The sequence below is a fragment of the Priestia sp. FSL W8-0524 genome, assembly GCF_038005965.1.
In the GTDB taxonomy this organism is placed as follows: Bacteria; Bacillota; Bacilli; order Bacillales; family Bacillaceae_H; genus Priestia; species Priestia zanthoxyli.
The window spans coordinates 946,936-967,777 of sequence record NZ_JBBOUG010000001.1; the positions used below are offsets into that span (position 1 = coordinate 946,936).

Genomic DNA, 20,842 nt, shown 5'->3' on the forward strand with positions numbered 1-20,842 from the left:
AGTGTGCGCGTATAGAAGAGGCTCATACGAAAAAAAGCCGCTTAGGCTATAGCGGCTATGTTGCTTGTTTTGAGGAAACGACTATCGGAAATTTTATTTTAATGGAAAGAGTTAAATCGTGATAGGTATATTCCAAGCGTCCGTGGTAGTTGGAAACAAGTTCAGAAATGATCCACGTGCCAAGGCCTTCGTGGCGTTCTTTCTTTTCTGTCACATGAAAAGAAGTAAACAAGTGATCTTGACGCTCTCGTGATAAAGGAGCGGTAGAATTGCTGACTTCTAAAATGTAAATGCCACTTCGAATCATACTCGAAACGGTTATCTCTTTTTTCTCAGAAGAATGAGCGGCTTCTAAAGCATTATGCAGTAAATTCATGATGAGATTCATTTGGTCAAGGTGCTTTAAAGGCAGCTGTGATAACGGTGAATCTAATTGAACATTCATATGTATTCCCCACGTATGTGCTTGATTCTTGCTTTGATGTACAACAGAAGCAACGTGCGAATGTTCACCTTGAATATATGAATGGGTATCATTCAAAGCTTCAACGTAATCTTGAATATACTCTTGTGCCTGCTGTCTTTGGTTTGTTTCTAGAAGATAGGATACGGCGCTGACATGTTTAATAAAATCATGTCTTTCAGCTCTTAACGCTTGAAAAAGCTCATTGTTTTTTTGAATTTCACGTGAAGCACTGCTTTCCCGGTTGGTTACGAATATGTATTGTTGATAAGACGAAAACATGTCGGTCATGTAACCAATCATTGCGATAACGGTTAGGCCAATACTAAGAGGTGAAGATAGGCTAAATAAAAGCAGGAAAAAAGACGTCAGCACGATTGCTTTTTTTATCGTTAGTGAAGGAGCCGTTTGATATTTCTTTCTCCATATAAAAAATGAACCAATTATAAAAGAACTAAGTAGGAGATGTAAACTAACAGGCAGGTCTTTAAAAAAGAGGAGCACGAAAACAGTTAGTAAAACTAGTGTGTAAAATAGTTTCATTTTAAATAGTGCCTCCTTTAAAAGTACTCTTTTTGCAAGATGTCTAAATTTGTTTTCGTGATTAAAGCTGTTTTTTCGGTGCTTTGAAACATCACGGAGTAGGAGTGCTTAGTATACAGGGAGAAATTTTGAATATAGGAAATGTTGATAATAAAAGCTCGATGCGACCTTAGAAAATGACTCGCTGTTAATTCTTTTTCAATTTCGTTTAATGATTGATAGGTACTAAATTCTCCATTTGTCGTTATGATGGTGGTAGAGCGACCCGTTCGCTCTGCAAATATAATATCTTGTTTGTTCAGCACTTGCATTTCGGTTTTTTGTTTTAAAATAAGCTTATCTCTTGTATGAGTTGATTGTTTTTTTTGATGAAAACGCTGAATGCCTTTTAACAGACGCTCTTTAGAATAAGGCTTCATAATGTAGTCTAAAACGTTGAGTTCAAATGCATGAACGGCAAAGCCGCTGTGCCCAGTGACAAAGATGACTTGAATATCAAGCGCGTAAGCATTGATAAAGTCTGCAAGCTCATAACCTGATAGCTTTGGCATTTCAATATCTGTAATTAATAAATCAATTTCATTTTTTTTAATTTCGTTATAAGCTTCCTCCGCGCTGCTAGTCGAAAAAAGTATGTCTATATCATCTTCTCTTTCTAAAGAAATCCTCAATTTTTCTAAATCATATGAATGATCATCCACTAATCCTACCTTCATAAATAAAAACCCTCTTTGTTTCATTCTATTGGATATTACCACACTATTTTACCATGATTTACAAGATGGAAAGGACGTTTCGCGACATAAAAAACCCTCTTTATGACAAGATGGAAGATGCTGTATAAAAAATAAGCTAAGATATAGTCAATCACAGTAAAAGGGGAGAGCGGATATGATTGAAATCAAAGGTGTTACGAAATATTTTAAAGAGAAAAAGCAAACAATTGCAGCTGTTCAAGATATTCATGTAACCATCGCACAAGGAGAAATTGTAGGACTATTAGGGGAAAATGGAGCGGGGAAAACAACTCTTTTACGTATGCTGTCGACTGTACTTGAACCATCGGAAGGCCATATGTTCATTCACGGAATTAACATTCATAAACAGCCCGATAAAATAAAGCAAAAAATCGGCGTGCTTTTTGGCGGTGAAACAGGTTTATACGACCGTTTGACAGCGCGTGAAAACTTAGCTTATTTTGCTAAGTTTTATGGAATGAGCAAACATGAAACAAAGATAAGGATTGAGGAACTGGCCAAACGTTTTGGAATGAAAGACTACTTGGATCGCCGCGTCGGAGGCTTTTCAAAAGGAATGCGTCAAAAAGTAGCCATTGCACGCACTATTCTTCATAACCCAGACGTTATCCTATTTGATGAACCGACTACAGGATTAGACATTACATCAGCAAACATGTTTCGCGAGCTTATTAAAAGTCTGCAAAGAGAAGGAAAAACGATTGTTTTTTCCAGTCACATTATGGAAGAAGTGGAGATGCTGTGTCAGTCTATCATCATGATTCATAAAGGAAAAATGATTTATCGAGGAACAAATGAACAGCTGTATAAAGAAGAAGAAAGTACAGACTTAAACTACATCTTTATGTCGCGTATCGTGAGGGGGGCTTAATATGATTTGGCATATTTATAAAAAAGAGTTGATTGATTGTTTGCGAGATCGCAAAACGATTATCTTTAGCGTGTTGATTCCTATTTTGTTAAATGTAGGGATTATCTTTTTTGCAGACAAAATGATGGCTAGTGATCAAACAGATTCCATGTCTGTAGCTGTTACAAAAGATTCTGATGCCAGTGTGATCGACTGGTTAAAAAACGATGACAATATTAAAGTAATTGAAAGCAGAAATCCACTCAGTGCTGTAGAACAAGGGAAAGCGTTAGCGGCGTTAAAGCTACCAGACGATTTTTCTTCAGAAGTGCGTAAGATGAAATCGCCAGAAGTCACTGTTTATACGGATTCAGCGAGCATGAACTCAGGTGCTACCGCAGAGTATATACAAAATATACTGAATAAACATCGAGAAGCTATAGTTAGCGAACGCTTAGACCAACTAAATGTGAATAGTCAAACGATAGCTCCGTTTAATGTGGTTGAAAAAGGAGTGTCTAAAGAAGATGACGGCTCTTTAACAATGATTGCGATGTTTGCGCCAATGATTATCATTATGGGCGTTTTAGGTGGCATTCTTCCTTCTGCCAATGATATTTTTGCAGGTGAAAAAGAACGGAAGACGATGGAAGCTCTATTGATGGCTCCTGTCAAACGAACGCAATTACTGGTTGGAAAATGGCTTACGATCTCTACATTCGGTATCGTAAGCGGCCTTTTGTCTACATTGGCATTTGTTTTCTCTGTACGTTATTTAACAACTATATTAAATGATGCACTGCAGCTTAAGGGTCATGTTACAACCTTTATCTTCTCGTTTTTAGTCACCCTTACCCTGCTAGCGCTGCTAGGAGCCATAGTATTATGTATCCTTAGCCTTTTAGCAAATTCGGTTAAAGAAGCGCAGAGCTATACATCTCAAATTATGATGGTAGCGATACTTCCATACTTTTTACTGATGGGAAAATCCGTACACGAACTGCAACCAAGCGGATTTTTAATTCCTATTTATAACGTATTTGCACTTATGAAACAGCTTCTCTACGGTGTCTACGACATGCAGAGTCTCGTCTATACAATAGGAAGCTTGTCGGTTTGTACGGTTGTTTTATTTACGATTGGTTATACGATGTTTACGAAAAGCCGCTGGGTGCTTGGTAAAGGGTAAGAGACTGGGCAAAAGTAGTTTAGTTGAAGGAAGGTCCGAACGAGTAATCGTTCGGATTTTTTTACTGGAATAGTGAACGTAGGTTTCAAGTATGCAGTTAGTTGCTTTTAGCTGTTGATTGGAGGGAAAGACGGAGACTGCTGCGGGGAAAGCGGAATAGGTGAGACCGAGCAGGAGCGGAAGCGACGAGGAGGCTCACCCGCCGCCCGCGGAAAGCGAAGTCTTGCACGGAAATCAACAGCGGTGTCACAAGCGCTTCATAATAGCTCACTTACTCCATTTGTTTGTATTAAATTGAAGTGATTTCGTTATGTCTCAACTTTTTTGTAGGGAAAGAGCAACAAAAAGAGAATGTAGAAAGAAAGGGGAGTGGAACAATTGCATCCTATTATAGTAGAAGAAATTCCTCATTCGATAAAAGAGTATGTAAAGCAAATCGAAAAAGTGACGTTTCCGAAGCAAGGGTGTACATCGGATGTCGGTATTCTTCATACCGCTAAAGGGAGATATGTTTTAAAACGGGCAAAAAGGGAAAAGTACAGAAAATGGTTATATAAGGAATATTATGTATTAAAAAATATACGCGCTCTGGAAGAATGTCAAAGCCCGATCGCTTACAAATTCGTTCAAACAGCAGAAGAGAGCTGGATGCTGCTAGAATTTCTTGAAGGAAAGACGGTAAGAGAGTATTTAGAGAAGGAAGATAATGAAAAAAAGCGTGAGCACGTTGTCTATGAAATGGGGCGTCTTCTTGCTCGTATTCACAATGCTGAGTGTCCAGAACGATTAGTGAGTAAGCAGCCGTGGATCCACCGAATGCTGCAAGAGGCAGAGTACAATTTAACTCACTATGAGGTAGACGGAAATCAACGGCTGCTAAAACAACTGCAGAAGCAAAACATGATATGCAAACAAGAGGTACTTATTCACGGAGACTACACGATTGATAATGTACTTGTACACGACGGTCAGATAACAGCTGTTATTGACTGGAGCGGAGGAACTTTATGAGACGCTCGTTATGATATGGCGCTGGCTGTTCGTTTTGAAGACGGAATCTTTACAGGTAAAGAGCGCGCGTCTTTTTTTAAGGGATACGGCAAGGGGATTTCACAGAGCGAATTTTGTTATTTTGCAGAAGGTTTATACGAGTTTTTCTAGGGAATAATGACATCATTTTCTTCATTTGTTGAACGTCCACTTTCTTTGACGAATTCATACTAGTTTTGTCACGTATGAAGGGATTTAAAGATTTCTCTCGAAATGGCTAGTAAATGAAAAAATGGAGGGATGGAACATGACGATGAAAACGGTGGATGTGGCAAAGTCGCTGGGAATACATCCAAGTACGGTATTAAAATGGGTTAAAATGGCGGATATCGAGCTAGAGAGAAATGAATCGGGACACTGTGAGTTTACAGAAGAAAATATTGAAGCACTTAGAGACTTTCAAAAAAACCGCAATCGTCAAGCCGTCGTCAAAGTGGTAGAAAAAGTAGTAGAAAAAGAGGAAGTCGTTATATCTGATGAACGTGCACAAGATATGCAAAAGCAGCTTGATCAGCTTTTTTTAAGACTGATTGAAAATGAAAAGCGTACAGAAGAAAAAGCGGGAGAAGTAGTGACCTTTCAAATTTTAGAGCATCGTTCAGAAATCGATCGATTAAATAAAGTTATTACGAAATTAGAAAATCGAGTAGCGGAACTTGAAAGTCAGTTGAAAAGTGAAGACAGCTTAAAAGGTAAAAAGCCTGTTCCGAGATGGAGAAGCTTTTTAACCGGTATTTTTAGCTATTAGCAGCGATTTACCATAACGGTAAATCGCTTTTTTTATGGAATTTTACGAAAAATACATCAATTCGTACAGACTTGTGGAAAAAAATCTCAATAATAGTTGACGAAACGCTTAGTAATTTGATAAAACTAATTAAGTTAAGAAAGTGAAATACTTTCGTAAATACATATTCGTTATCATGCGATAGCGTTAAGGAGAGTGACAAGTGAAAAAAAGAGAAGAGCTCGTTCAAGAAATGGAGACGCTGTTTCGCTTTGTGTTCAGACAGCTTCGCCAAGAAATTAATGAAGTATACAATTCAGAGCTATCAACAAATGAATTTATGGTGCTTCGTATGCTGGTTGATTCCGGCAGGCAGCGATCAACTGATTTATCTAAGTATCTTCAAGTGTCAGCAAGCCACATTACGGCGGTAACCGACTTGCTTTTGTCAAAAGGCTACATTGCACGCAAACGGTCTGAAAATGATCGACGTATTATCGATATTGAACTGACCAAAGAAGGGCAAGATATTTTTAATGTGATTCAAGAAAAAAAACGAGCGTATTTCCTTGAGCGGTTTGAGCACTTTACAGATAAAGAAATTGAAACGATGAATAAACTGTTTCACAAAATTAAAGGTGATCAAAAATAAAGCGCTTTAAATGCGGAAGAATAATCAGTGAAGATGAGCTTCACTGATTATTTTTTTGTCTTAAAACGGAAAGAGTACAAGAAGCAAGTTAGTTGGTGAGAACATCAAATCAGCGTATAATAATAGAAAGAATACATGAAGGAGGTCATCTTTTTGACAGAACAATATGAAGTAGCAACTTTTGCTGGAGGCTGTTTTTGGTGTATGGTGAAGCCCTTTGATGAACAGCCAGGCATTATAAAAGTTGTATCTGGCTATACAGGCGGTCACAAAGAGAACCCGACGTACAAAGAAGTATGCTCAGAAACAACGGGCCACTATGAAGCGGTCCAAATTACATTTGACCCAGAAGTTTTTCCATATGAAAAGCTTTTAGAACTATACTGGCCTCAAATTGACCCAACGGATGCAGGCGGACAATTTGCGGATCGAGGCGATTCATATCGAACAGCTATCTTTTATCACAATGAGCACCAAAAGGCACTAGCTGAAGAATCCAAGCAACAATTAGAAGCAAGCGGTCGTTTTTCTGAACCAATTGCCACACAAATTCTACCGGCAAAACCGTTTTATGAAGCGGAAGAATACCATCAAGGTTATTATAAGAAAAATAAATTCCGCTATGCTATGTATCGACGAGGATCTGGACGTGATCGTTTTATTAAAGAAAACTGGAAAGACTTTGGCCGCGACGAGCAGCTAAAATCGACATTAACGCCTATTCAATATGAAGTTACTCAAAATGACGCAACGGAACCCCCGTTTCGCAATGAATTTTGGGATCATACAAAAGATGGTATTTATGTAGATATCGTATCAGGAGAGCCATTGTTTAGTTCAACGGATAAATATGATGCCGGATGCGGATGGCCGTCTTTCACAAAAGCGATTAATAAAGATGAAGTAAAAGAAAACATGGACGTTAGTCATAATATGGTTCGTACAGAAGTACGAAGCAAAACGGCTAACTCTCATTTAGGTCATTTATTTGATGATGGTCCGCAAGATGCAGGCGGCTTGCGTTATTGCATCAACTCAGCAGCTCTTCGCTTTGTTCCGAAAGAAGATTTAGAAAAAGAAGGATACGGGGAATACGCTGTTTTATTTAACAAATAAAATAATATGAAAAAAGAGCGTGATTCAACTTAAAGTTGGCTCACGCTCTTCTTTTTGTGTTTTCTTTTGTTTTACTTTGGCTCGAATGAAGCTATATAGAAAAAGGAAAGGAATATAGCCATAAATAAAGTAAAAGCCGGTCATAGATAGTCGTGTATTAAGTTGATCAATCGTTTCTCGGTCATCAAAGAAAATAGAAAAGCCAAGGAGCGCAATTAAGGCTAATATGAGAAAAATAGTAGGCGGTTTATTAAATGTTTTACTAAATCCGCGAATTGTACACCACAAGCTAACAGCAATAGTAGGCAGAACAACTAAGAGCCACAGAGCAATTAAAATATATTCAAAACGCTGTAAAAATGGAATTTCAATAATTTTGGCCATCGTTAAAGTTGGCCATATGGTATGAGCTAACTGTCCTTGACTAAAGTAAGCAAATGACACTAATGCTGTGCAAAAATATAAAAAAGTGCTGAACAAAATGCCAAGTTGCCCCCACTTCTGACTAGTAGCGCCATTTTTTATAAAAGGATAGAAAAAAAGCACGGATTCAAATCCCAAATTCTCAAAAGTCATCATTTTAGTTGAAATTAAAAATTCCCATATCGTGTGGTCAAATAAAGGAAATAAATTATTAAGGTGCCCGTATTTCAGCGGGTAAATCAATGCAAGTGCGAGCGGTAAGGGAAGCATAACCCCAAAAAAAGCAATTCCAGTAATCACACGAAACCCACCGGAAACTGTATAGTAAATAATAGGTAAGTAAACAAGGGATACAATCCATGTTTCCAGCTGTGGAAACATCCATATTTGTAAAATTTCTACGTACGTTCGGTAAATGGTTAACGCAAAAATAAAATAATAAGCCGATGCCGCAAGAGTTAAAGCTCCTCCAAGGTATTTACCGAAATATAACCGGTGAATATCAACAATATCGCTGTTTTCACGAGTTAAGATATTAAAAATCATCGCTAATAAAATACAGACGCTGACTGCAGCAAGGAAGATAGATATCCACGCTTCATATCCAGCTCCTTTAATAATGTAACGCTGAAACCCTAGTATTCCAACGCCAATCTGAGTAGAGTGAACTAAGAAAAAAAGAAAAGAAGGGGAAACTTGATTTTCTTCTTTAATTGTATTGTGCATCTTTTCTTCCTCCTAGTTGCTAATACCGGTTTGAATAAGATGAACGCGAGCTTTTACTTCAATATTCATATCCGGATATTGCGCTTTGAATTTTCCACTGTTAAACCCTCGCGTTTTACTTCGAACATAATCTGTAAAACAAATGGGGTCGATTTTGTGCCGCTGAAGCTTCTTAATAAAGGCATCCCCGTCTTTTTCAATATCTTTTTGAAGCGTTTTTTCAACCATTTTAATACGAGTCGGGTCTGTTAAATCTATCCATCCAGGAAATTCTTTTACAAGGCCGTCAACAGTTAAGTGCGCAACAATACTTGGATGCTGATGATTTCCTTTAATTTCATACTTTGTTTTGGTGCGCAAGTTTTGCAGTATAATTTCGCCTTTACGGTCACTTTCTTTAATTTTTACTGAGTAGCGGCCGTGCTTTGTTCCGCTCGTTAGCAGCTTAAATAAAAATGTTTCTTTCATTCCGATGGTTGTAACGACTTTTTGTTCTTTAAAAAGCGCCAGCCCCTTTAATTTAATAGCATCCTTTTCTTGGGATAAAACAGGAAGATAAGGGTCGCGGTCGTCGCTAAAAAAACTGAATAAAAAAATTTGTAAATTGGTGTTAGGCAAGTTTTCTGTTCGGATATTTTGTTCAATCAAATTAGAAATAAACTGATAGTCTTTAATTTTCTTTTTTGTAACGGAGCTCAATAATTCATGTGCGTTGCCATCTGCAATGCTTAATTTAATATTACGTCCAAGGTCTGGATTTCTAGCAATTGTATTTACTAATTCATCCACGCCGTGTGTTGCAAATTCTTTTCCCATGACGATGCTCCGTAGCTGCCCAAAAGCAACTGGAAGAGATGATTTATTGTTTAAGCGAAGTGGAATATCAAATGATGAATTAGCAGTAGCCGCAATAATACTAGGTTCTTCCGTTGGTCCGTACTTATAGATAGGGTATAAAATGGTTCCTCTGACTTTATTGCTTTGAGGAATATAATCATATCCTATGGAGTTAACTACTTGAATTTCGTCAATTGTTTCACGGTCTGCACAGCTCGTTAAGAAAGTAAGGCAAGTGCATAAAATAAGTATTCTCTTCATAACGTTTCCCCGCTTTACTCATTATCTAAATTACTTTTTCGTTTAGTCTTATTCGCTTTATTAGGGTTATAGCGAAAGCGTTCTAAAGGACGCAAGTAGCTTGGACGCTTTGCTGTATGACTATAGGGCAATCGCAGAAAGGTATCCCTATACTCTGTTGGACGAAACGGAAAAAGCGGAACAAGATAAGGCATGCCCAAAGATTTTAAACGAAGCAAATGAACCAGTAAAAAACAAAAACCAAAGGTGATGCCGACTAAACCGAACGCAGTGGCAAACAAAATAAACGGAAAACGTAATAACCGGATGGTATTAGACATTTTAAAAATAGGCGTTGTAAAAGAAGCTAAAGCTGTCAGTGAAACAATAATAAGCAAAATATTGCTTGTTAACGCCGCTTCGACTGTTGCTTGCCCAATAACAATCCCGCCTACGATTCCCAGTGTTTGACCTACTTTTGTTGGAAGCCTGGCTCCGGCCTCTCGAAGCAGTTCAATGGTGATTTCTAAAAAAAGTACTTCAATGACCGGTGGAAAAGGAACGTTGGTCCTTGAAAAGATAATAGGTCCGAGCAAATCTTTTGGAAGCATCTCATAATGATACGTAACAATGGCTACATAAAGAGGTGTAGCAAAAATAGAGAAAAAGACGCCTAAAATACGAATAACTCGGAAAAATGACCCTAGAACCCACGGTAAATAGTAGTCCTCAGGTGAAATAAAGAAGTCAAGCAGCGTTGACGGTCCCGTAACTGCGTAGGGTGAACCGCTCGAAAAGAAGGCAGCTTGCCCGTTTAACAGACTAAACAGAACTCGATCAATCCGCTCTGTTGTTAAAAAAAGCGGAAACGCCGTAGAAGAATTATCGGAAATTAATTGATCAAGCATTGTACTATCAAAAATGACGTCGAAATCTATATCTTCCAGGCGCTGCGTCATAGTGTCCACGTGCTGAGGGTTCGTTACGCCTTCTAAATAAACAAGAACGACGCGCGTTTTCGATTTATTTCCTACGGTGAGTTCTTTAAAAATAAGGTTTTCGGAAATGACCGTTTTTCTCATTAAATAGAGATTGACATCTAAATCCTCTACAAAACCAATTTTAGGACCAACGACGCTGAACTCATTTTCCGTTTCATTTTCTTTTCGAAACCCCGTATCAAAGCTTTGAACTTTAATAAGCGCTACTAGCTTATCGTCTTTATGCAATTGAAACATCACATAGCCGCGCAGCATCTTTTCTAAAATTTCTTTTGTATCTTTTGTAACAGAAATATCTTCAATCGGCAGAACGTTTTCAACTTCATATACACTGCTTAACGTGAAGTCTAGTTTTTGAAAAGGCTCAAGTATTTTATCTTCAACACTTTGCATGTTTACAAGTTGCTTAAAATACGTAATGATGTATTTTCGATGCTGCGAGCCAATAGCTAATGTTGTAAAATCACTTGATTTTTTAAATTGTTTAATCAGTTCGTCCAATGTTTTTTTGGGCTGATCGTCTGCATTCTTTTTTTTAAATAAATGTTTAAACATAACCGTGCCCCTCGCATGACTTTCTATTACTGGTAGTTTGTTCATGTACTTCCTTTTTATTCGACTATTTTTTCTCAAGAAGAAAGGAAGAATATAAAGACAAACTTTACACTCTTTTACAGTAGATAAACAGTAGATTTACGTTTGAATGGTAACTTTAGACATGTCGAAGATAATGAAATAAAGGAGCGGGTACATTTATATGAAGAGAAAATTAGCAGGTATTACACTGGCAGGAGCAGTAGCATTGGCCTCGTTTGGTGTAGGAAACTCTCTTATTCAAACGGAAGCAAAAGTGGAGCATAAGTCAGCTAAGAAACCTCAAAATGTCATTATGATGGTAATGGACGGGACGAGCTCAAATGCTACTACACTTGCAAGATGGTACAAAGGAAAACCGTTACATATGGATCAGCTGATGGCCGGGGGAGTACGTGCGTATTCGGCAGAATCTGCTATTACAGATTCCGCTCCGGCAGCTACTGCTTTAGCAACAGGAAATAAATCAAATTCTGGTTATGTAGGTGTGCTCCCTTCAGTAGTGAATACACCTGGGGTTAAACCCGTAGAAAAAGAAGATCAGTTTCGTCCCGTAGCAAACGTTCTAGAAGGAGCAAAGCTTTCGGGGCGCGCGACAGGAATTGTGGCTACTTCTGAAATCCAGCACGCCACACCAGCTGGTTTTTCAGCCCACAACTACAGCCGTGATGATTTTCAAACGCTAGCGGAGCAGCAAGTGTATCAAAACATTGATGTAGTACTTGGAGGAGGTAAGCAATCTCTTCTGCCAGGAAAAGAGGAAAAAAGCCGAAAAGACGGTGAAAACTTAGTCAATGTATTAAACAAAAGAGGATATGACTTTGTAGAAAATAAAAAGGAATTAGAGCAGTCGCGCGCCAAAAAAATCTGGGGGAGCTTCGCCGACCGAGACTTAGCGTATGATATGGACCGACCGCAGACAAAAGCAGAACAGCCGAAGCTGTCTCAGATGACAAATAAAGCAATAACAACACTCTCCAAAGATAAAGACGGTTTTTTCTTATTTGTTGAAGGAAGCAAAACGGATTGGGCAGCTCATGCAAATGATCCAATAGGCATGATTAGCGATGTATTAGCGTTTGATGAAGCAGTGGGCAAAGCAGTAGAGTTCGCTAAAAAAGATGGAAATACGATGGTTATTGCGATTGCCGATCACGGAAACAGCGGTCTTTCAATCGGTAATGCAAATACAACAAAAGGATACGATACCACACCTGTTTCTGCTTATATTGATCCATTAAAAAAAGCAAAAATGACGTTAGAAGGTGCTACGTCTAACTTAAAAGAAGATTTATCAAACAAAGAAGAAGTAGCTGCTTTGTACGGTTTATCAAATCTAACTTCAGAGGAAAAAGCGCAGCTGACTAAAGCAAGAGATAAAAAAGAAATCAGTGCTACACTATCGAAGCTATTAGCCAACCGAGCAAACCTTGGATTCACAACGGGCGGTCATACGGGTGAGGATGTATTTCTGTATTCATACGGCGTCAATCGACCAACGGGGCACTTTGATAATACGGATATTGCTAAACATATGGCTAAGTCAATGAATATTAACTTAAACGAGTTAACAAATGAATTATTTATTGAAGCAAATAAAGCTTTTAAAGGCTCAAATGTAGCGGTGGACTCAAAAGATAAAAACAACCCTGTGCTCGTTGTTACAAACAATAAGCGAACGGTACGTTTTCCGGTAAATAAAAATATTGCAATTGTAAATGGAAAAGAGATGCAGATGGACAGCGTGGTGGTACAGGATAAAAAAGGTCGCTTCTTTGTATCTAAACAGGCACAGCAAATTGTAAAAAATGCAAAATAAGAAATGAAAGTAAAACAGGCCGAAGTATAACTTTAGGCCTGTTTTTTTACAGATAATAGATGGATAATTAGATGTATTAGCCTTTAGAGAGGAATGAATTGATTTATTTTACAAATAAATAGCTTTGAACTCTTAAAGGAATGGAAAGTCTTCACCTTTAAATATATGTGATTTATACTATGAAATGGTATAATAATCATAGTTCTAAAAGGAACTAGTTCGGAATACATATGTAAGTTCATAACGTTATATGCTAGAATTTTTATAATAAAATGAATAAAAAATACATAAATTTCTTCAAGTGAAATTACAAATACAGGGTTATTAAGGGTTGTATGTAAGTAATTACCTTGAATAAAAAGTAAAAAATGAATAAAAGTATGGGTGGAAGAACGTAGAACATGTTTTAATAGTAAGAGAAGACAAAATGATTGAAAATAGCGTGTCGCCTTTATTAAAAATATTAAATAAAGATTGTGGCATGCTGATTTACAGATTATAAAAAGGGTATTAAATCATTGTTAGGAAAATAAATGATAATAGATAAACGGTTTTATTTCTTCTTCTAGAAAACCTACAATTATTGCAATATTCCCCATGAACAATCGTTGTGCGTTCCATTAACGATTAGCGTCCGTGTAGATCATTCATCTCAACATAAAAACACTATAAAGATGTGTAGACATGCATAAAACAGAATGGGCAATAGTTCGTACTATACTTTAACATTGTATCCTAGGGGGAGTCAGGATGAACAAAATCAACTTAATTATTGCCGATGATAACGAAGATTCGGTTGAAATTTTAGATTATTTTATAGAACAGCTTCCGGAATTTGAAGTGATTGGCATCTGCAAAGACGGAGAGCAGCTTGTACAGGAAGTGATGGCTAAGAGTCCAGACCTTTTGCTCGTAGACATTAATATGCCTACAATTAACGGTGTAGATGCCATAAAAAAGTGCCTGCGCATTAAGCCGAATTTAAACTTCATTTTTATCACCGGTTATGATGAATTTGCTGTGAAGGCATTCGAGTTGTCAGCACTGGATTACATTGTAAAACCAATTGAAAAAACCAGACTTTATATGGCGCTAGAGCGGGCAAAAAACTCCATTGGAATTGATAAAAATCAGTCAAAAAAGCCAGGTGAGCAATTAAAAAGACTGCCTGTAAAATTTAATGGATCTACTTATTACATTCCAATTGATCAAATTATTTTTATTGAAAAGTCCGGAAAAAAATGCTTAATCTATACTCAATCACGTGTCTATGAGACATATGAAAATATTAGTGATATCTATATGTATTTGAACCCTTCTGTATTCAGTCAAACACATCGGTCTTATATCGTAAATTTGCAGAAAGTTTCGCACATCACACCAAAAAATGAAACATATCTTGTTTATTTCTTAGAAATTGATGAATATGCTCATATCTCAAAATTAAAAATCCAAGACGTTCAAAAACAGCTGCATCAGTTAATGACAAATTAAGAGATGCTGCTTCTTCTAAAATAGTTATGCTGATGAGAGGACGAAGCTTATGTAAGTTTCGTCTATTTCATGTGTCTGCTTTCGGAATAAATGATCGTAATATAGTTCTTATAAGGAGAGTTAGATAGAAGAAGTAACGTTAAAGTGAAAGGAAAGAAAATGATTTCAATTACTGGTCACTATAATGAATTTACCGTATTTCTTGCTGTCATTGTAGGGATTCTTGCCTCTTATACAGCACTTGATATTGTGAGCAAAATGATGAAAAAACAGCGGAACAATTATTTGTGGCTCACATTGTCAGCAACTTCAATGGGGCTTGGAGTGGGGGCGATGCACTATATTGCGATGCTTGCTTATTATGTTCCTGTTAGCTTTCATTTTGATGCTGTACTTTCTGTTGTTGCTTTAATAATAGCGATTAGCGGATCATTAGTTGCGTTTTGGACATTCTGGAAATGGCGCACGTCGGTATGGTCAGGACTCATTTTAGGAAGCAGTATTCTGGGTACACATTATATTGCAATGGCAGCAATCGAAACGGAAGCACACATTCATTATGCTGTGCTATCTGTTTTGCTTTCCATCATCATCGCCCTGGTCGTTGCCTTTTATGCGATGCACTTGTTTTTTCGTTCGAAAAGCGTGAAAGCTAATCCATTTCTTAAACTTGTTAGCTCCATTTTGCTAGGCATTGGCATTTCAGCTATGCATTTCATTAGTATGTATGGAATGAAGCTGCATATTGCACATTCAGTTGCTAGAAGGTGGGGCCAGTGGCTGCCGTATCAAGCGCCGTTTTCCAATATTATTGCAAGCATCACAATTACGCTACTCATTGTCTTCCTGCTCGTTGCAGCTTTTAAGCGGCAGGAAGAAGTGAGGGAAAGTCAATTAAAAGAAGAGTATTATCAATCTCTTTTTAACTACAATCCCAATATTGTGTGTGCAGTTGATTTGTACGGCAATATTCAAACGATTAACCCAAAAGGAATCGAGCTAACAGGATACACGTTAAATAAAATGGAGAAAATCCCGTTTCCTTCTATGTTCAGAGAAGCTGAAAGAGCTGAAGAATATATGTGGAAATCCCTGAGCGGAGACTCTGTATATTATGAGGCAACGCTGATTCGAAAAGATAATCAGCCTGTATACGTTGAAGTCACGCAAATGCCCATTATTGTTTATGATCAAATTAAAGGAAGTTACGTTATCGCCAAAGATGTGACAGATCGAAAAAGGGCTCAACAGCAGCTTCTGGATTTACAAAAAGATTTAAAACGCACGCTTTCACAGCAAGATGGTACTATTTTTAAATTTGTGAAGAACAGTAAAGGATATGTCTATACGATGTGCGAAGGCAAAATGATTCGTGAAATGGGATATGAGGAAATAGATGTTGTCGGAAAAACACCTGAGGAATTTTTACCTGAATCCTACGCAAGAGATAATAGGAGGTACTATGATAAAGCATGGGCGGGAGAGAAAGTGTCGTATGAAGTACTTTTGAACGACTTTGCTTACTATACGAAATTAACACCTCATATCTACAAAGGAGAAGTACAAGAAGTTATTGGTTCTATAGTAGATATTACTGATCTTCACGAAGCAAGAGAAAAGCTGGCTAAAAGTGAAAGCATGTATCGATCCGTTCTTTCTACAATGTCAGAAGGCGTGGTGTTTCATGACCTTGAAGGTAACTTAATTGCTGCCAATGCATACGCTGCTAAGATTCTAAACGTGCCTTATGACCAAATGCTATCGGTTAACCCGTTTGGTTTAGACTGGGAAATTATTCATCCTGATGGCACAGCTTTTGCACTCGAAGATATTCCATCTGTCCGCTGTCTTCATACAAAAGAGCCTGTGCGAAATACAGTCATGGGCATTTATTTAAATGAGAAAAAGTTGACTTGGCTTTCGGTGAATGCTGAACCTCTGCAAGAAAGCAAATATTATAAAGGCGTAGTTGTCACATTTTATGATATTACAAAGCAGCAGGAACAAGAACAAGACCTGCTTCATTCCAATCAGCAAATGATTATAGCCAAAGAAGAAGCCGAAAAAGCAAATCAGGCTAAGTCAGAATTTTTATCAAAAGTAAGCCATGAACTTCGAACGCCTTTAAACAGTATTTTAGGCTATGCACAGATATTGGAAGAGCAAGGAGAAAAAGATTTAACAGAAAAACAATTGAATCGTATACGAAAAATTTTAAAAGCAGGTAATCATCTTCTTTATTTAATAAATGAAACGCTTGATTTATCGAAAATTGAATCAGGTCACTTAGCGATTAACCTTGAACCAGTGTCGGTAAAAGAAGCAATTGAAGACGCGCTTAAAATTATGAAACCATTAGCAAAAGATAAGCATAGTATATTTTATACTCGCTTTCACGCATACCAAGAAGTCTTTGTTGAAGTAGATGAACTTCGGTTTCAGCAGATCTTATTAAATCTGCTTACAAACGCCATTAAATATTCACCCGCTTATCGCGATATCATTATCTATACAGACATCACTCAGCATCACGTAACCATATTGATTGAAGATAGTGGCTTTGGAATTCCAGCTTCAGAATTAAATCGGATTTTTGAGCCTTTCTACCGTGTGAATAGATTAGAAAAAGACGGAACAGGGATTGGGCTGGCGCTTGTAAAGCAGCTTGTTGTCTTAATGAATGGAACGTGCGGAGTGCGAAGTGAAGAAGGAAAAGGCAGTACATTTTGGGTTCGTTTTCCGTTAGTACACCCACCTGTTCCTAAACGCTTATCCAATGAAAGGGAAGCCGAGTCATTTTTAGGTTTTTCCATGCCGATCTCAATTGTGTATATTGAGGATAACGATACAAATATTGAGCTTATGCAATCGATTCTTTCTCCATATAAAAACGTTAAGCTCTTAGTTGCCAAAACAGGAGAAAACGGCATCGGGCTAATCAAGTCCATTTCACCGGATATTGTTTTAATTGATATTGATCTACCTGATATGAATGGTTTTGAGGTATGCACACAGCTTCAGCTGGAAAAAGAGTTGAAGCATATTCCGCGAGTCGCCTTGAGTGCAAGCGCGATGCAAAGCGACATCGATCAAGCTTTTTTAGTCGGTTTTAGTGAATACGTAACAAAGCCAATTCATATTGCCACGTTTTTAAATGTATTAAATCGCTTTACAAAAGCTTAACAAAAGTTTAGAAGGCTTTTCATTGACTTATTAGTGGACCTTTTGTAAAATAAAAACAACTTAATACATTTACTTCTTACGGAGTAAAGGGGAGTAGCGTCAGGGAAACCTGAAACAAAGTCGTCATTACATGGAGTATTCCATCGGCTTTGTTGGCATAATGATTATGCTTAGCAAGACCTTTGCCATATTTGGCAAAGGTCTTTTTGTGTTTTATTCCGGTAATGAGAATAAATCAACTTATACAAAGAAACGAGAGGGGATTTTTATGGATGCATCGCTTTTGTTAGAATATGGATGGGTATTGCTGGTGCTGGTTGCATTAGAAGGAATTTTGGCGGCGGATAATGCTCTTGTAATGGCCATTATGGTCAAACATTTACCGGAAGAAAAACGCAAGAAGGCATTGTTTTACGGATTAGCCGGTGCCTTTATTTTTAGATTCGGTTCATTGTTTTTGATTTCATTTTTGGTAGATGTATGGCAGCTTCAAGCAATAGGAGCCATTTACTTATTGTTCATTTCCATTAATCATATTGTGAAGCGATATGTGAAAAAAGGTGATCATGAAAAAGTAAAAGAAGCGGACGGAAAAAAGGGCTCAGGTTTCTGGATGACGGTCTTGAAAGTAGAAGTAGCGGACATTGCTTTTGCGGTTGATTCAATTTTGGCTGCTGTGGCTCTTGCCGTTACGTTGCCAACAACCAATCTTCCTAAAATTGGCGGACTCGATGGCGGACAATTCTTGGTGATCTTTGCCGGAGGAATTATGGGACTAATCATTATGCGTTTTGCTGCAACTTGGTTCGTCAAACTATTAAATACGCGCCCGGGGCTAGAAACGGCGGCTTTTGCTATCGTAGGCTGGGTAGGGGTTAAGCTAGCAGTTTACACTCTTGCTCATCCGGAGTTAGGTATTATTAATGAACACTTCCCTGAATCAAAAGCATGGAAAATTACGTTTTGGGTTGTGTTACTTGGCATAGCAGCTTCAGGCTGGTTCTTATCTAAAAACAAAGAACAAACTGATCTTGAAGGTTCAGAGAAAGAAAAAGACTCATTAAAGAAAATTGAAAATCAATAATACAAAAAAACGCGCTTTTAATGCGCGTTTTTTTGTATTAAGATAAAATACCTAGTTTAAATTGTTTTGGGAAAGGGTAAAAGAACTAACTGATGTTTAATTACTGTATATCCGAATGTTTTGCTTTTTCGTTCATATTCTGTAAAGAACAGAATCAGCGTTGGATAATTCAGTTCAATGAAGTTTATTTCAGTTCATAAACATATATTTCAAATGTATGTTAATTGGTAAAATTGAGCTATTATGGGTTATAATAAAGAGAATTAAAAGGAGCAGAGCGCTTCTTTACCCTGTTCGTCATCAAAAGAATGGATATTAACATGGTATAAAGCAACTGAGTATAGTAAAAGAGGTGAAGCCAATGCTCACAAAAGTTCAAACGCCTCCATCGCTTGAAACGCTTGTACTGACGATTCAGCAAGGGGATAAACAATTACATAACGAAATGATTCAACAATATAAACCGTTTATTGCTAAAGTTGTTTCAGCTGTATGTAAACGTTATATAAGTGAAGCTGACGATGAATTTAGCATTGGTCTGATTGCGTTTAATGAAGCCATTGAAAATTACACAATCCAAAAAGGTCGATCCCTTCTTGCATTTGCGGAACTGATTATTAAAAGAAGAGTCATCGACTATATTCGAAAAGAAAAGCGAAACCAAACGCTTCTCTATAGCCGAATTGAAAATGAAGGTTTTATTCAAGGTAAGATAGAAAGGGATATATCGCTTTCTAACTATAAAAGGCAAAGTGAAACTTCATATATTCAAGAGGAAATGACTTATTTTTGTCAGACGCTAAAATTGTTTAAATTAACTCTTGAAGACATTATTAACACGTCTCCTAAACATAAGGATGCAAGGGGAAACGCAGTGGAAGTTGCATCTTTTATCGTCAATGAAAAAGAATTAAAAGATAAGCTGTTTTTAAAGCGGCAGCTTCCCATTCGCTTGATTGAAAAACATGTCAAAGTGAGCCGGAAAACAATTGAAAGAAACCGGAAATATATCATCGCAATGGTTATTATATTAGCGGGGGACTACGTGTATTTAAAAGACTATATTATGTAAGAAAAAGGCACACGCAGGTGCCTTTTTTTAGCCATGTTATGAAGTTGTGTTTTATTTTTGTGTGCTGCCGCTTAAGTGAGCTTGAGCTTGTTGCACCAAGCGTTTTGTGATTTCTCCACCTACTGAACCGTTGCTGCGTGCAGCAGTGTCAGAACCTAGAGTTACCCCAAATTCTTGAGCGATTTCGTATTTATATTGATCTAAAAATTGTTCTACTCCTGGTGTTAATAGTTTATTTGTTCTAGCCATGATTAGTCATCTCCTTTTTTAGTTGTACAGCAGTTCACTGCTGTACCTGTATTATTTGCTGTTTACTATTTTGCATACTGGTAATGGTTTGCAAGAAAGTATAAAAAAGCCCAGCTTTCAAAGAAGCTGGGCTTTTTTATATATTATTTTACAACTGCATATTGCTCAAGAGACTGAGCAAATGATTTTTGAAGAGATTTTACTTGCTCTACGTATGCATCAGATACGTGTTGGAACTCTTGACGCGTTTTCTTTTGCTCTTCTACTAATTGTGTTACTACTTGATGATATTGTTCTTGAGCTTGCTTTACTAAAGAATAGCTTGATTTGCTTTGGTTAAGAGAAAGCTCTTGTAATTTATTTAATGCTTCATGCGTGCGGTTTGTCCATTCTTCATAAGAATCGGCAACAGCGTTACCAGCTGTTTTACGTAAGTTTTCAACTGTTTTTTGTTGAAGATCTTCTAATTCAGCTTTCCACTGTTTGTCTGTTGCTTGAAGTTGTTCAACTGCTTTTGTTACAAATTCTTGCTGTTGCTCAAGTGCTTTTAACGTCCATTGCTCAATTTGTTTGTTTCCGTCTGCAATGTTTTGTAACCCCTTTGTCCATTGTTCCCACATTGCATCAATTACTGTATCATACTTTACTGTTGACATAATCAAATTCCTCCTTGAATAATTTGGTCTGGCGAACAGTTATCGTAATGAACAAAACGTTAAAGAAGAAATTCGTAGTTGTGTAATAAACCTAACATTCCGCGCTCGCTGGTTGA

19 protein-coding genes and 1 riboswitch are annotated in these 20,842 nt (G+C 37.4%); of the genes, 12 read left to right on the forward strand and 7 right to left on the reverse strand.

Translation table 11 applies throughout. The features are described 5' to 3' along the window. Positions 1-55 precede the first annotated feature (55 nt). Positions 56-1,006, reverse strand: a complete 951-nt coding sequence (locus NST66_RS04675) for a sensor histidine kinase (protein WP_098627233.1) — start codon at positions 1,004-1,006, stop codon at positions 56-58. A 17-nt stretch (positions 1,007-1,023) separates the two neighbouring features. Continuing rightward, positions 1,024-1,722: a LytR/AlgR family response regulator transcription factor gene (locus NST66_RS04680; protein ID WP_176344405.1), complete on the reverse strand. Its 699-nt coding sequence runs from the start codon at positions 1,720-1,722 to the stop codon at positions 1,024-1,026. Between the two features lie 175 nt (positions 1,723-1,897). Between NST66_RS04680 and NST66_RS04685 the strand changes: the two genes are divergently transcribed. The 7 genes from NST66_RS04685 to msrA all read left to right on the forward strand — a co-directional run bounded on the left by NST66_RS04685 (position 1,898) and on the right by msrA (position 7,348). Beyond that, the gene (locus NST66_RS04685; RefSeq protein ID WP_340843161.1) at positions 1,898-2,635 is read left to right on the forward strand and encodes an ABC transporter ATP-binding protein; all 738 of its coding nucleotides are present in this window, start codon (positions 1,898-1,900) and stop codon (positions 2,633-2,635) included. A 1-nt stretch (position 2,636) separates the two neighbouring features. Then, complete coding sequence (locus NST66_RS04690) at positions 2,637-3,803, forward strand: ABC transporter permease (protein WP_257041127.1); 1,167 nt, start codon at positions 2,637-2,639, stop codon at positions 3,801-3,803. A gap of 114 nt (positions 3,804-3,917) precedes the next feature. Continuing rightward, on the forward strand, positions 3,918-4,106 hold the full coding sequence (locus NST66_RS04695; protein ID WP_080754392.1) for a hypothetical protein: 189 nt from the start codon (positions 3,918-3,920) through the stop codon (positions 4,104-4,106). A gap of 75 nt (positions 4,107-4,181) precedes the next feature. Further along, positions 4,182-4,814, forward strand: a complete 633-nt coding sequence (locus NST66_RS04700; RefSeq protein ID WP_340843162.1) for an aminoglycoside phosphotransferase family protein — start codon at positions 4,182-4,184, stop codon at positions 4,812-4,814. Positions 4,815-5,100: 286 nt separating this feature from the next. Next, the gene (locus NST66_RS04705; RefSeq protein ID WP_033578357.1) at positions 5,101-5,601 is read left to right on the forward strand and encodes a MerR family transcriptional regulator; all 501 of its coding nucleotides are present in this window, start codon (positions 5,101-5,103) and stop codon (positions 5,599-5,601) included. Positions 5,602-5,803: 202 nt separating this feature from the next. Beyond that, the gene (locus NST66_RS04710; protein ID WP_028414193.1) at positions 5,804-6,232 is read left to right on the forward strand and encodes a MarR family winged helix-turn-helix transcriptional regulator; all 429 of its coding nucleotides are present in this window, start codon (positions 5,804-5,806) and stop codon (positions 6,230-6,232) included. A 153-nt stretch (positions 6,233-6,385) separates the two neighbouring features. Beyond that, positions 6,386-7,348: a peptide-methionine (S)-S-oxide reductase MsrA gene (gene msrA, locus NST66_RS04715; protein ID WP_340843163.1), complete on the forward strand. Its 963-nt coding sequence runs from the start codon at positions 6,386-6,388 to the stop codon at positions 7,346-7,348. 24 nt (positions 7,349-7,372) lie between these two features. Here the strand turns inward: msrA and NST66_RS04720 are convergent, their stop codons facing one another. From NST66_RS04720 to NST66_RS04730, 3 genes are read right to left on the reverse strand one after another with little or no spacing between them, the layout of a single operon-like run. Next, entirely contained in the window at positions 7,373-8,497 is a 1,125-nt protein-coding gene (locus NST66_RS04720; protein ID WP_340843164.1) for a GerAB/ArcD/ProY family transporter, read from the reverse strand. 12 nt (positions 8,498-8,509) lie between these two features. After that, positions 8,510-9,595, reverse strand: coding sequence for a Ger(x)C family spore germination protein (locus tag NST66_RS04725; RefSeq protein WP_221832899.1), 1,086 nt, complete (start codon positions 9,593-9,595; stop codon positions 8,510-8,512). 14 nt (positions 9,596-9,609) lie between these two features. Then, positions 9,610-11,130, reverse strand: coding sequence for a spore germination protein (locus tag NST66_RS04730; RefSeq protein ID WP_221832901.1), 1,521 nt, complete (start codon positions 11,128-11,130; stop codon positions 9,610-9,612). 202 nt (positions 11,131-11,332) lie between these two features. Here NST66_RS04730 and NST66_RS04735 point away from each other — a divergent pair, with 202 nt between their 5' ends. The 5 genes from NST66_RS04735 (at position 11,333) to sigI (ending at position 19,821) form a co-directional block, all read left to right on the forward strand. Then, a complete protein-coding gene (locus tag NST66_RS04735; protein WP_340843165.1) occupies positions 11,333-12,988 on the forward strand; it encodes an alkaline phosphatase in 1,656 nt (551 codons plus the stop codon). A gap of 750 nt (positions 12,989-13,738) precedes the next feature. Next, entirely contained in the window at positions 13,739-14,482 is a 744-nt protein-coding gene (locus tag NST66_RS04740; protein ID WP_028414187.1) for a LytR/AlgR family response regulator transcription factor, read from the forward strand. Positions 14,483-14,626: 144 nt separating this feature from the next. Continuing rightward, positions 14,627-17,665: a PAS domain S-box protein gene (locus NST66_RS04745; RefSeq protein ID WP_340843166.1), complete on the forward strand. Its 3,039-nt coding sequence runs from the start codon at positions 14,627-14,629 to the stop codon at positions 17,663-17,665. Positions 17,666-17,741: 76 nt separating this feature from the next. Then, a riboswitch (yybP-ykoY riboswitch) is annotated at positions 17,742-17,837 on the forward strand. A 96-nt stretch (positions 17,838-17,933) separates the two neighbouring features. Continuing rightward, on the forward strand, positions 17,934-18,749 hold the full coding sequence (locus tag NST66_RS04750) for a TerC family protein (RefSeq protein ID WP_340843168.1): 816 nt from the start codon (positions 17,934-17,936) through the stop codon (positions 18,747-18,749). Positions 18,750-19,110: 361 nt separating this feature from the next. Continuing rightward, positions 19,111-19,821 carry an RNA polymerase sigma factor SigI gene (sigI, locus tag NST66_RS04755; RefSeq protein WP_335563657.1) on the forward strand — a complete coding sequence of 237 codons (711 nt, stop codon included), beginning with the start codon at positions 19,111-19,113 and terminating at the stop codon, positions 19,819-19,821. Between the two features lie 51 nt (positions 19,822-19,872). Here the strand turns inward: sigI and NST66_RS04760 are convergent, their stop codons facing one another. Then, entirely contained in the window at positions 19,873-20,070 is a 198-nt protein-coding gene (locus NST66_RS04760) for an alpha/beta-type small acid-soluble spore protein (RefSeq protein WP_013055933.1), read from the reverse strand. 143 nt (positions 20,071-20,213) lie between these two features. Further along, positions 20,214-20,726 carry a polyhydroxyalkanoic acid inclusion protein PhaP gene (phaP, locus tag NST66_RS04765; protein WP_014461097.1) on the reverse strand — a complete coding sequence of 171 codons (513 nt, stop codon included), beginning with the start codon at positions 20,724-20,726 and terminating at the stop codon, positions 20,214-20,216. Between the last annotated feature and the right edge of the window lie 116 nt (positions 20,727-20,842).

Excerpts from the sequence above, each read along its gene's own strand:
- NST66_RS04685 (WP_340843161.1), top strand. The coding sequence starts at position 1,898 with ATGATTGAAATCAAAGGTGTTACGAAATATTTTAAAGAGAAAAAGCAA.
- NST66_RS04730 (WP_221832901.1), bottom strand. The coding sequence starts at position 11,130 with ATGTTTAAACATTTATTTAAAAAAAAGAATGCAGACGATCAGCCCAAA.
- NST66_RS04750 (WP_340843168.1), top strand. The coding sequence starts at position 17,934 with ATGGATGCATCGCTTTTGTTAGAATATGGATGGGTATTGCTGGTGCTG.
- NST66_RS04680 (WP_176344405.1), bottom strand. The coding sequence starts at position 1,722 with ATGAAGGTAGGATTAGTGGATGATCATTCATATGATTTAGAAAAATTG.
- NST66_RS04760 (WP_013055933.1), bottom strand. The coding sequence starts at position 20,070 with ATGGCTAGAACAAATAAACTATTAACACCAGGAGTAGAACAATTTTTA.
- NST66_RS04720 (WP_340843164.1), bottom strand. The coding sequence starts at position 8,497 with ATGCACAATACAATTAAAGAAGAAAATCAAGTTTCCCCTTCTTTTCTT.
- phaP (WP_014461097.1), bottom strand. The coding sequence starts at position 20,726 with ATGTCAACAGTAAAGTATGATACAGTAATTGATGCAATGTGGGAACAA.
- NST66_RS04735 (WP_340843165.1), top strand. The coding sequence starts at position 11,333 with ATGAAGAGAAAATTAGCAGGTATTACACTGGCAGGAGCAGTAGCATTG.
- NST66_RS04725 (WP_221832899.1), bottom strand. The coding sequence starts at position 9,595 with ATGAAGAGAATACTTATTTTATGCACTTGCCTTACTTTCTTAACGAGC.
- sigI (WP_335563657.1), top strand. The coding sequence starts at position 19,111 with ATGCTCACAAAAGTTCAAACGCCTCCATCGCTTGAAACGCTTGTACTG.
- NST66_RS04705 (WP_033578357.1), top strand. The coding sequence starts at position 5,101 with ATGACGATGAAAACGGTGGATGTGGCAAAGTCGCTGGGAATACATCCA.
- NST66_RS04690 (WP_257041127.1), top strand. The coding sequence starts at position 2,637 with ATGATTTGGCATATTTATAAAAAAGAGTTGATTGATTGTTTGCGAGAT.
- NST66_RS04740 (WP_028414187.1), top strand. The coding sequence starts at position 13,739 with ATGAACAAAATCAACTTAATTATTGCCGATGATAACGAAGATTCGGTT.
- NST66_RS04675 (WP_098627233.1), bottom strand. The coding sequence starts at position 1,006 with ATGAAACTATTTTACACACTAGTTTTACTAACTGTTTTCGTGCTCCTC.